9 protein-coding genes are annotated in these 10,700 nt (G+C 34.2%); 3 read left to right on the top strand and 6 right to left on the bottom strand.

The features are described 5' to 3' along the window. From sdhA to QZZ53_RS15275, 5 genes are all read right to left on the bottom strand, one after another. Positions 1–1,310 (bottom strand): succinate dehydrogenase (quinone) flavoprotein subunit (gene sdhA, locus QZZ53_RS15255; RefSeq protein ID WP_296386271.1); only part of this gene is annotated, 1,310 nt, incomplete at its 3' end. Between the two features lie 12 nt (positions 1,311–1,322). Beyond that, positions 1,323–2,000, bottom strand: coding sequence for a succinate dehydrogenase cytochrome b subunit (locus QZZ53_RS15260; protein WP_296386273.1), 678 nt, complete (start codon positions 1,998–2,000; stop codon positions 1,323–1,325). Between the two features lie 145 nt (positions 2,001–2,145). Continuing rightward, entirely contained in the window at positions 2,146–3,381 is a 1,236-nt protein-coding gene (locus tag QZZ53_RS15265; RefSeq protein ID WP_296386275.1) for a hypothetical protein, read from the bottom strand. A 129-nt stretch (positions 3,382–3,510) separates the two neighbouring features. Next, positions 3,511–4,407: a hypothetical protein gene (locus QZZ53_RS15270; protein ID WP_296386279.1), complete on the bottom strand. Its 897-nt coding sequence runs from the start codon at positions 4,405–4,407 to the stop codon at positions 3,511–3,513. 33 nt (positions 4,408–4,440) lie between these two features. Then, positions 4,441–7,284, bottom strand: coding sequence for a glycosyl hydrolase (locus QZZ53_RS15275; RefSeq protein ID WP_296386280.1), 2,844 nt, complete (start codon positions 7,282–7,284; stop codon positions 4,441–4,443). 203 nt (positions 7,285–7,487) lie between these two features. Here QZZ53_RS15275 and QZZ53_RS15280 point away from each other — a divergent pair, with 203 nt between their 5' ends. The 3 genes from QZZ53_RS15280 (at position 7,488) to QZZ53_RS15290 (ending at position 10,444) form a co-directional block, all read left to right on the top strand. Next, positions 7,488–8,780: an aminopeptidase P family protein gene (locus QZZ53_RS15280; protein ID WP_296386282.1), complete on the top strand. Its 1,293-nt coding sequence runs from the start codon at positions 7,488–7,490 to the stop codon at positions 8,778–8,780. An 81-nt stretch (positions 8,781–8,861) separates the two neighbouring features. Further along, the gene (locus tag QZZ53_RS15285) at positions 8,862–9,656 is read left to right on the top strand and encodes a type IV toxin-antitoxin system AbiEi family antitoxin (protein ID WP_365940762.1); all 795 of its coding nucleotides are present in this window, start codon (positions 8,862–8,864) and stop codon (positions 9,654–9,656) included. Continuing rightward, positions 9,653–10,444, top strand: a complete 792-nt coding sequence (locus QZZ53_RS15290) for a nucleotidyl transferase AbiEii/AbiGii toxin family protein (protein ID WP_296386284.1) — start codon at positions 9,653–9,655, stop codon at positions 10,442–10,444. Before QZZ53_RS15285 ends, QZZ53_RS15290 begins: the two co-directional genes overlap by 4 nt. Positions 10,445–10,496: 52 nt before the next feature. On the opposite strand, the gene QZZ53_RS15295 is transcribed toward QZZ53_RS15290, so the two are convergent. After that, positions 10,497–10,700 (bottom strand): hypothetical protein (locus QZZ53_RS15295; RefSeq protein ID WP_296386286.1); only part of this gene is annotated, 204 nt, incomplete at its 5' end.

Genomic DNA, 10,700 nt, shown 5'->3' on the forward strand with positions numbered 1-10,700 from the left:
ACCCAAACACCACCCATTGTATAGTGTGTTGCAGGATATATCATCATTGGCGTTTCATACGGGTTTTCAGCAATGATTTTTTCATACATCTGAAATAAATTTCCATACTTTTCTTCAATAATTCCTTGTCCTAATTTTATAACTTCTTCTTCCGAAGGGTTTTTAATTCCTTTAATTTTAGCTTGCTCACTTCCGTAACGTACAAAAGCAGCAGCAAAATCTAAATATACAGCTTCACCTGTTGCATTAACTCCGTAACCAGCATCGCAACGTTCTTTTGCAGCTCTTGATGCTACATCACGTGGTACAAGGTTACCAAAGGCTGGATAACGACGTTCTAAATAGTAATCTCTATCTTCTTCAGCAATTGCGGTTGGTTTTAATTTACCTTCTTGAATTGCTTTAGCATCTTCTATTTTTGCTGGAACCCAAATTCTACCATCATTACGTAATGATTCTGACATCAACGTTAATTTAGATTGGTAATCTCCAGAACGCGGAATACATGTTGGGTGAATTTGCGTAAAGCAAGGGTTTGCGAAATAGGCTCCTTTTTTATGAATTTTCCATGCTGCAGTAGCATTAGAACCCATTGCATTGGTTGATAAGAAATAAACATTTCCGTATCCACCAGTAGCAATAACAACAGCATGTGCCGAATGACGTTCTATTTCTCCAGTAATTAAATCACGAGCAATAATACCTCTTGCCTTACCATCAACTTTTACAACATCAAGCATTTCGTGACGGTTAAACATTTCAATCTTACCTCGAGCAATTTGACGATTCATTGCAGAATATGCACCTAATAATAATTGCTGACCTGTTTGCCCTTTAGCATAGAACGTTCTAGATACTAATACACCACCAAATGAACGGTTGTCTAATAATCCACCATAGTCACGTGCAAAAGGAACACCTTGAGCAACACATTGATCAATAATATTTCCAGACACTTCAGCTAAACGATGTACGTTAGCTTCTCGAGAACGATAATCACCACCTTTTACAGTATCATAAAATAACCTGTATGTAGAATCACCATCTCCCATGTAATTCTTTGCGGCATTAATTCCACCTTGAGCAGCAATTGAGTGCGCTCTACGAGGAGAATCTTGATAAGCAAACGCTTTTACATTATAGCCTAATTCTGCTAAAGTTGCTGCTGCAGAACCACCTGCTAAACCTGTTCCAACAACAATAATATCAATATGACGTTTGTTGGCAGGATTTACTAAATCGATTTTATCTTTATAGGTTGTCCATTTATCTTTAATTGGACCTTTTGGTACTTTTGAATCTAAAGCCATACTTTACAAGTATTAATGAATGTGATTGAAATGGTGATATAACGCAATGATTACAAAACCTAATGGAATTAAAATTGCGTATGCTTTTCCAAATCCCTTTATTCCTTTAGTGTATTTATTATTTGCTCCAATAGATTGGAATGCAGAATCGAAACCATGTAATAAGTGTAGTGCCAAGAACACAATACCAACAGTATAAAGTGCGACTCTCCATATAGGAACAAACTTCTCTTGTAGTTCATGAAAATATCTGAACTCACCATTATGCATCCCAGACATGTCTCCAATAATATACTTTGTATTAATTTCTGGAAACCAGAAATCAATAAAGTGAATGATTAAGAATACCAGAATAAATCCTCCACTCCAAATCATGTTTCTACTCATCCAAGTAGAGTTAGCAGCACCATTATCTTTAGCATATTTAACACCATTTGCTTTGTTATTTTTGATTTCGAGTATAAAACCCATTACAAAATGAAAAATAACACCAATAATTAATATTGGTTGTATAACATATTGAATCACCCAAAATGTTCCCATAAAGTGAGACACTTCATTAAAAGTGTCTGGACTAATTACAGAAAGGATATTGATTGCAAAATGTTGTAGTACAAAAATCATTAGGAAGAGTGCCGAAAGTGCCATGGCAAACTTTCTTCCAATCGACGAATTTAGAATTCCGCTCATTGTAGATCTAATCTTATATGGTTAGTAATATCCCATTTATCACTAAAGTTCACTGTAATAATAAATGGTCTTACAAAGATACAGCGCAATTGGCGTATTGCCAACTGTGCTGTATTATATATTAATTATTTAGAATGAATTTAATCTAAAAGTTGAATCTTGGATTCACAATAGAATTATAGATAGACCCAAATTGGTAACTAAAGCCCACGCTAACATAATAATTATAGCCAGATTGTAGCTGTTGTTGTTGTAATAATAAATCCTCTAAAGTTACATCAAGAGCTGGTATGTTTATTTGATCTCTTGTAATTCTGTAATTCCCTCCTACATTAAAATTGAAGCCTTTAAAAACACGGATACTTGCTCCTATGTAAAAACCAAAAGATCTTAAATTTGTATCATGTAGAAATTGGTTAAATGATGCTTCTCCATTAATATTTCCCCATTCTTGCCTAACACTACCTCCAATTAAAAATGAATGCTGAAACAAGAGTTCTTTTTCTTCTGCAAATACTGAGCGCTCTATGTAATCATTAAAATACAAGCCATTTCTATACGATAAAATCAGTTGTTTTTTCGCAGATTCAGAATACTTAAAAAAGTTATATTCTATAGCTGGTCTCAACCTCCAAAATAAATCGTAATTACTAAATGTAGAAGCGCCAAGGTTACCGAAAAACCCATAAGACCAATGGTCATTAATGCTTATAACATCACTTATATTTAGCGATTTACTGTTATTTATAGCAACAATATCTTCATCATCAAAAGTAAAAGTGGACTTGTTCTCATTAAAACTTACTCTAAATGAAAACTTATTCTTATCCGTTACACGTTTTGCTGAGATATTAAAATTTAAATAACTTGATTTGCTCGATTCCTGACCATCAAAAAACCCATTTGCACCTGCTCTAAACACCCAATAGTTCCAAGGGTCTTTTTCTTCTATCTTCTCTTCTTCATTTTCTGGTGTAGGCACATTTACTACAACTTCTGTCGTTGTTCCTTTTGCTATCCAAAAACGGACTAAACCCAATTTAATATTTTCTAAAACACGTTTTCTATTGTCATCTCTAGTCATATTAGAATCTGTAGAAAAACTAAGTTTATACTTTATAGATTCAAAATCGCCTTTACCAATAAAATCAATATCATAATTTCGGCCACCACTACCGTTTCTTTGAGTTACAAAAAACAAATGAACATCACTAAGATCTTGATCTCTTACAAATTGAACATTCCCAAGGTTTTGTTTTAAGTAAGTACTATCACATACATTACAGTCTAAAAAAATTCTAAGTTGCTCTGTAGTGTCTTCTTGGGCAGATAAATTGAAAATGATAAAAAATGAAACGACAAAAGTAAAATACTTTAACATGATTGATTGATAGTTTAGCTCGTGTTTTTAAATACACTTGTTATGAGGCTAAGTTATTACAACATCAGAAAAAAGGTGTCAAAAAAATGTAAAAGAAGTGTCAATTAAAACAAAACGTACATTAGAAAATTAATTAGTAAAACTCGGAACCAATCCTCTAAGTCCCATATCCACAACTTGTTCTCCAGCCGTAGGTTCATATTTACCATCTGCATTCACTTCTGTCCATTCAAAACTATTGTTAACAGAAAAAGAAAGAGTTACTGTGACGTCTTCAGTTTCATTACCAGTTATTGTAAATGCATTAGAAAATTGACCTGTTACCACACAAGATCCATCAGGAACAGGCGACGTAGCAAACAAAGGGTTTGGTACTGTCGTTGCGCCTTCTGGCGCTTGGCCTTGCGTTGTAAACCCTAAAGCCTCAAAAGCCCAAAAACCTTGTAGTACATCATCATTAACAGTAATATCACTTCCGTTTAAGTCAAACGAAGTGATATAATTATTATAACCTACAAAGCTTGCTAGAGTTCCCATAATTTCAGAACCATTATTCAATACTACAATATTACCTTCTTGATAGGCTAAAGATACTCTAACCCATTCATAAGACCCTGTTGCTACTTCATTTAAGGGTATACTTAAAAAAACATCATCATCACCAGCTAAAATGGATTGCTGAAAATCAATTGCCATCGCTCCACCAGCATTAGTTTCAGCTCCTTTATAAATAATTTCTCCTTGTTCTAAAAGTGTTGTTGCTGTTGGCGCAAACTCAATATAATTGGCACTCATTTTCTGAACGATAGGAGTTTGAGCTGCATTTCCATTCGGAATTGTTGCTGGTTGTCCTAAATTATCCAAGCGTTGTTGATTGGCATCAAAATTTAGCTTAATAATTAATCGTAGTTCATTTGTTTCTGAAGGCGAATCATCATCTCCACATGAAACAACTAGTGTAAATAAAGCAATAAAAAGCAAGTTGAACCTTTTACCCATCTTGTATATATATTTTTGAATCTTCATTTTTCTGTTGATTTAGAAACAAATAGACTGTTATTATTTAATCTCTAGTTTCGTTTTTGCATTATCTATTTGTACAGTATAAACGCCTTTTGGTAAATAATATTTCCCATTATTAGCTTCATTAATATCTATACTTGTATCCTCCTTCATTAATGATTTACGTCCTTTTTTGGTTAATTCTAAATTATAGTCTACATAATTAAAGCCTTTATCTGCATTAACAGATATACTGTTCAATTCCGCTCCGTTTTCTGAAAGAATTTTAATCGTTTTTTCACCTGATGATACACTATAAAATTGAATGGTTTTTTCAGGTTCATAAGCATCTAGCCACTTACTCCAAGTACTTCCCCAACGACTAGAATAACGTACAGAACTGATATCAAAAATTGAAATAGATTTTGATTTCAAATCTGAATTCATCTTCTGTAATGGTGCAATATTAGCACTGTAAATACTTCGACCATGTGTGCCTAATAATAAGTCATTAGATTCTGGATGTAAAACAATATCGTGTACAGCTACATTTGGTACTCCATTAGAAAACACTTCCCAAGAATCACCTTTATCAAAAGACACATAAGCTCCATTATCTGTTCCTAAATACAGAATATTTTCTGATGCCGAATCTTCTCTGATTACATTTACTGGAGAAGCCGGAATATTACTACTAATAGCTTTCCAGTTTTGTCCATAATCATCACTCATATATGCATAAACTTTAAAATCGTCCCAACGATAACCATTCAAAGTCACATAAACACGTTCTTTTTTGTGTTGGGAAGCAATGACTCTACTTACCCATAAATCTTTTGGTAGATTTCCAGTAATGCTAGTCCAACTGCCTCCTGCATTTTTTGTAACACTAATAACTCCATCATCACTTCCTGTGTAAATTAATCCAAACTGAAATGGGCTTTCACTTATTGAAGCCAACGTTCCATAAGCCACATTTCCTTTTTTACCACCTTTGGTTAAATCATCACTTATGGCTTCCCAATCATTACCTTGATTCATGGAACGCATTAATTTATTGCCTCCTAAATATAAAATATCTTGATTGTGAGATGATAATAAAATTGGTGTTTGCCAATTAAAGCGATATGGATTTTCACCAAGTGTATGACTTGGTTGAATATTTGTCTGTTCACCTGTCTCAAGGTTTAGTCTAAAATATATACCAAACTGAAAACCTGTATACACGATATCAGAGTTTCTAGAATCTATCTGTACTTGCATACCATCTCCTCCCATTATAGATTTCCAAGGATATTGTCCTTGTTGATGCCAGCTTTTATTTTCGCGAGCATTATGTGCTCCCATCCATACACCATTATCTTGTAAACCTCCATATACATTATATGGCTTTTCATTGTCCACATTTATAGCATAGAATTGCCCAACTGAAGGCGAATTATTTTTAATCCAATTTTCTCCATCATCATAAGTAATATTTACTCCACCATCATTTCCATCTACTAGGTGATTTGGGTTTTTAGGATTAATCCAAAGTGCATGATGATCTGCATGTACATTTTCAGCACTTATTGATGTCCAAGATTTACCTCCATCTTTAGATTTTACAATTGGCACTCCGTAAATATAAATTGCATTCTCATCTACGGGAGAAACGTGAATATGACCAAAATAATAACCATAACTATAATAGATACCATCTAAATAATCATCGTGTGTTTTCTTCCAAGATTTTCCTCCATCTGTACTTTTATAAACTTCAGTTCCTACTACTGGAGTATCAAACAACATGGAATTGGCATCCTCTAAATACTTCGCTAAATCAATTGGCTTAACATTTCCTGCTTTAACCATTTTCTTTACACTTTCTGCTCTGTATTTTTCTTGGAAACCATTGGTCTTTAAAAATCCATTTAACTTTTTATCCTCTAAAGCCAAAAAGTCTGCATTAGACATGGTCTTAAAATCATCTTTTGTTAAACCACGTTTATCAGATTTCTTCTTTTCATCTGGTCGTCTAAACTGACTATCATGAACGGCATAAACCACATTATCATTAAAAACAGCAACACCTATTCTACCCACTCCATCACCTGTTGAAAAACCACTTCCTTTAGTCGAAACCTTTGTCCATGTTTCACCTGCATCTGTACTTTTATATATTCCTGAGTTGTTTCCATTTCCTGAAAAATTCCATGCTTTACGGTCTTTTGTCCAAGATGTCGCAAACATTACATTGTAGTTCTTAGGACTCACTTGTAAGTCTATAATTCCGCTCATATTATCTACAAACAAAGTCTGTTTCCAAGTTGTTCCTCCATCAGTTGTTTTATAAACTCCACGCTCTTCGTTAGGCGAATACAAATGACCAGTAACACCAACAGTAACCACATCTGGATTATCTGGATGAATTAAAATTGGCGCAAAATGATGCGCATCCATAAGCCCAACATTAGACCAAGTTTTTCCATTATCAGTAGATTTTAAAATCCCGATACCTGCGTAAGACGAGCGCGATGCGTTATTCTCACCTGTACCAACATAAATCGTTCGTGTTGGCCAATGCACAGCAATATCACCAACATTTTGAGTATCTGAGCTGTCTAAAATTGGTGTAAATGTTGTTCCGTTGTTTGTTGTATGCCAAACACCGCCTGAGGCATAACCTACATAAAATTCTGAAGGCATATTAGGATTGACATCCAAATCTACCACTCGACCACTCATTATCGTTGGACCAATATTTTTAAACGGTACATTTTTAACCAGTGATGATTGGGTCATGGTATTTTTTTGCGCTAAAGCTTCTTTAATGGTTTCAGCAGACGTTGCTGGCTGTTGCGCAAATGCAAAACATGAGCTTACAAATAGTACAAACGAAAGGAATTTTGAATATGACATGTTGTTGGTTTTTTTTAGTGGCATGAATTTACTCATTAAAGATAAAACCCGCAAAATTCCGCTTTAAAGTTTAACAGAAAGACTGTACCTTTAGGCTTCTATTTTTTTCAATTAAAAATGCTATCAAAGTAGAGTTTGATACATTCAGAAAAACATAAATTAAGCATACATAATACAGAGTTATAACAATAAACACTTACCAAATGAAATACGATTTAATAGACCGCAACCTCTTTATAAAAAACCGAAAAAACTTTATGGCTAAAATGAAGCCAAGTAGTTTAGCCGTGTTTAACTCTAACGATATTTATCCTGTAAGTGCAGATAGCACATTGCCTTTTGCGCAACATCGCGATATTTTTTATTTAAGTGGTGTGGACCAAGAAGAGAGTGTTTTGGTACTGTTTCCTGATGCTCCAAAAGAAAAACATCGTGAGATTTTATTCTTAAAAGAAACCAACGAACATATAGCAGTTTGGGAAGGTGAAAAACTAACTAAAGAAGCAGCTTTAAAAACTAGCGGAATTAAGACCGTATACTGGTTGCAAGACATGGAGAAAATCATGTTCGAAATCATGACCCAATGCGATACCGTTTATATTAACACCAACGAACATTACAGAGCTAATGTAGAAACTGAAACACGCGAAGATCGTTTCACAAAATGGCTAAAAGACAAATATCCTGCGCATAGCGTTGCAAGAAGCAATCCTATTTTGCAACGACTGCGTTCTGTAAAAGATCAGATAGAATTAGACCTGATTCAGAATGCGTGTACTATAACTGAAAAAGCATTTAGACGTGTACTTAAATTCACGAAACCTGGTGTTTGGGAATATAATATCGAAGCCGAATTTATGCACGAGTTCCTAAACAACCGTTCTAAAGGCTTTGCTTATACACCAATTATTGGCTCAGGAAACAACGCCAATGTCTTACACTATATAGAAAACAACCAACAATGTAAAGCAGGCGATTTAATTCTTATAGATGCTGGTGCTGAGTATGCCAATTACGCGAGTGATATGACGCGTACTATACCTGTTTCTGGACGTTACAACGACAGACAAAAAGCGGTTTATAATGCGGTGAATCGTGTTAAAGATGCAGCAACAAAAATGCTAGTTCCTGGAACGCTTTGGGAGCAATACCACATCGAAGTTGGCAAACTAATGACCTCTGAATTATTAGGCCTTGGCTTAATTGACAAAGCTGATGTACAAAACGAAAACCCAGATTGGCCAGCTTATAAAAAGTACTTTATGCATGGTACATCTCACCATATGGGATTAGATACACACGATTACGGGATTTTAACCGAACCTATGCAAGCTAATATGGTATTTACTGTAGAACCTGGTATTTATATCCCAGACGAAGGTTTTGGTATTCGTTTAGAAGATGATGTAGTAATACAAGAGAAAGGCGAACCTTTTAATTTAATGCGAAATATCCCAATTGAAATTGAAGAGATTGAGGATATTATGAATGGTTAAATTTTAACTTCTTGAATAAAATCTTAGTAATAATTTGAAATTATTACCTAAAAACGGTATCTTTCTCAAATTATTACTAAGATGATGACGCTATCTGATTATATTAACCAACGCTTATCCTATGAGGAATATGCATTCTCATTAGATGAATTACAATCTAACAGTAATAAAAGTGAGACTGCAATTGCAAGAGAACTCTCAAGGTATGTTGAAAAAGGAGATATTGTAAGTCTTAGAAAAGGGTTCTATCTTATCATTCCTCCGCGTTATTCTACATCTGGGCAAGTTCCTATCCAGCTTTATGCCAAAAAACTCTTCAACTATCTAAATAGAAATTATTATCTAGGATTCTATTCTGCGGCAAAATTTCATGGAGCCAGTCACCAACAAATTCAGCGAGATTATGTAATGATAGAACAACCCAAGCTTTACGACATTAAAAAAGACGCGGTTCATATTAATTTTATCACAACCGTAAAGTGGCCTAAAAAAAACATCATTAAAAAAACAGGAGACGCAGGTTTTTTTAATATTTCAAGTCCTGCTTTAACAGCTATAGACCTTATTCATCATCAAACAAAATTAGGAGGCCTTAACAGAATGTTAGCTGTTTTAGAAGAATTGTTAGAAGTCATCACCAAAAAAGACATTGAAGATTTGCTAAGTTGGTATCCTTACAAAAGTACTTGGCAACGCTTTGGTTTTTTATTAGAAGAACTCGATGCAGATACACATTTAACGCAACCCGTTTTAGAGCAATTGCAACAAACATCATATTATCCTGTTCTACTCTCCCCAAGGTCTAAACAGAAAGCTGGTGCTGTAAATAATGTATGGAAGGTTGACATTAACATTAAACTAGAAAGCGACTTATGATTCCAAAACCTTATATCGCAAAATGGCAAGCACATGCTCCATGGAAACAATTTGCCCAAGTAGAGCAAGATTTAGTGATTAGCAGAGCATTAGTTGCTATATTTTCTGATGATTTTTTAAAGGAGCATCTAGCATTTAGAGGTGGCACAGCATTACATAAATTGTATCTCAATCCGGCTCCACGATATTCTGAAGACATTGATTTGGTGCAAATTAAGCCAGGACCTATAAAACCAATTATGAAACGCTTAGCGGAAGTCATCACTTTTTTCGAACAACCAAGAAGCACACAAGTTAGAGGTCATGGCGCAAAAGCTATGTACCGTTTCACCTCTGAATACGAAGGTATTCCACTACGTTTAAAATTAGAGATTAACTGCAAGGAACATTTTAATGTTTTAGATTGGGTAGATTTCCCTTTTGAAGTAGAAAGTGAATGGTTTACAGGCAAAACCAATATTAGAACCTATAGTATTAACGAACTTTTAGGTACAAAATTAAGAGCATTATACCAACGCAGTAAGGGACGCGATTTATTTGATTTAGATTATGCCAGACTTAATATGTCAATTAATATTGAAGACATTATCCACTGTTTTAAAGTATATACAGAATTTTCTACAGGCAATAGACCACCAAGCCAAAAGGAATTTTTATCTAATATTGAGGCAAAAGAGCAAGATCCAGATTTTACAGGAGATATGGAAGCACTTTTAAGACCTGAAATAGACTATAACCAAAACGAAGCGTTTAATTGGTTAAAATCTGAGGTGATAAGTAGAATGTAATGTTGAAAATATTGGTATTTTTGAGATTGAGGATTTGATGAATTCTTAAACCTTATAAGTTAATTTGAAATTGAATTCTCTTATTTCTTATGATTTTTTCAAGTTCTTCTATCGTTAACATTGCGAAAGAAGGTGATTTTTCATTTAAACATACAAAACAGAATCTAAATCTATCACCCAATAGTTTTCCAAAATTAAATTCATTTTCAGTTGCACCGAAAAAGAAACCTTTTGGATTTTCGGGAAGGTATTTCTT

This window comes from Winogradskyella sp. (genome assembly GCF_016744625.1).
GTDB lineage: Bacteria > Bacteroidota > Bacteroidia > Flavobacteriales > Flavobacteriaceae > Winogradskyella.

Excerpts from the sequence above, each read along its gene's own strand:
- QZZ53_RS15265 (WP_296386275.1), bottom strand. The coding sequence starts at position 3,381 with ATGTTAAAGTATTTTACTTTTGTCGTTTCATTTTTTATCATTTTCAAT.
- QZZ53_RS15280 (WP_296386282.1), top strand. The coding sequence starts at position 7,488 with ATGAAATACGATTTAATAGACCGCAACCTCTTTATAAAAAACCGAAAA.
- QZZ53_RS15270 (WP_296386279.1), bottom strand. The coding sequence starts at position 4,407 with ATGAAGATTCAAAAATATATATACAAGATGGGTAAAAGGTTCAACTTG.
- QZZ53_RS15285 (WP_365940762.1), top strand. The coding sequence starts at position 8,862 with ATGATGACGCTATCTGATTATATTAACCAACGCTTATCCTATGAGGAA.
- QZZ53_RS15290 (WP_296386284.1), top strand. The coding sequence starts at position 9,653 with ATGATTCCAAAACCTTATATCGCAAAATGGCAAGCACATGCTCCATGG.
- QZZ53_RS15275 (WP_296386280.1), bottom strand. The coding sequence starts at position 7,284 with ATGTCATATTCAAAATTCCTTTCGTTTGTACTATTTGTAAGCTCATGT.
- QZZ53_RS15260 (WP_296386273.1), bottom strand. The coding sequence starts at position 2,000 with ATGAGCGGAATTCTAAATTCGTCGATTGGAAGAAAGTTTGCCATGGCA.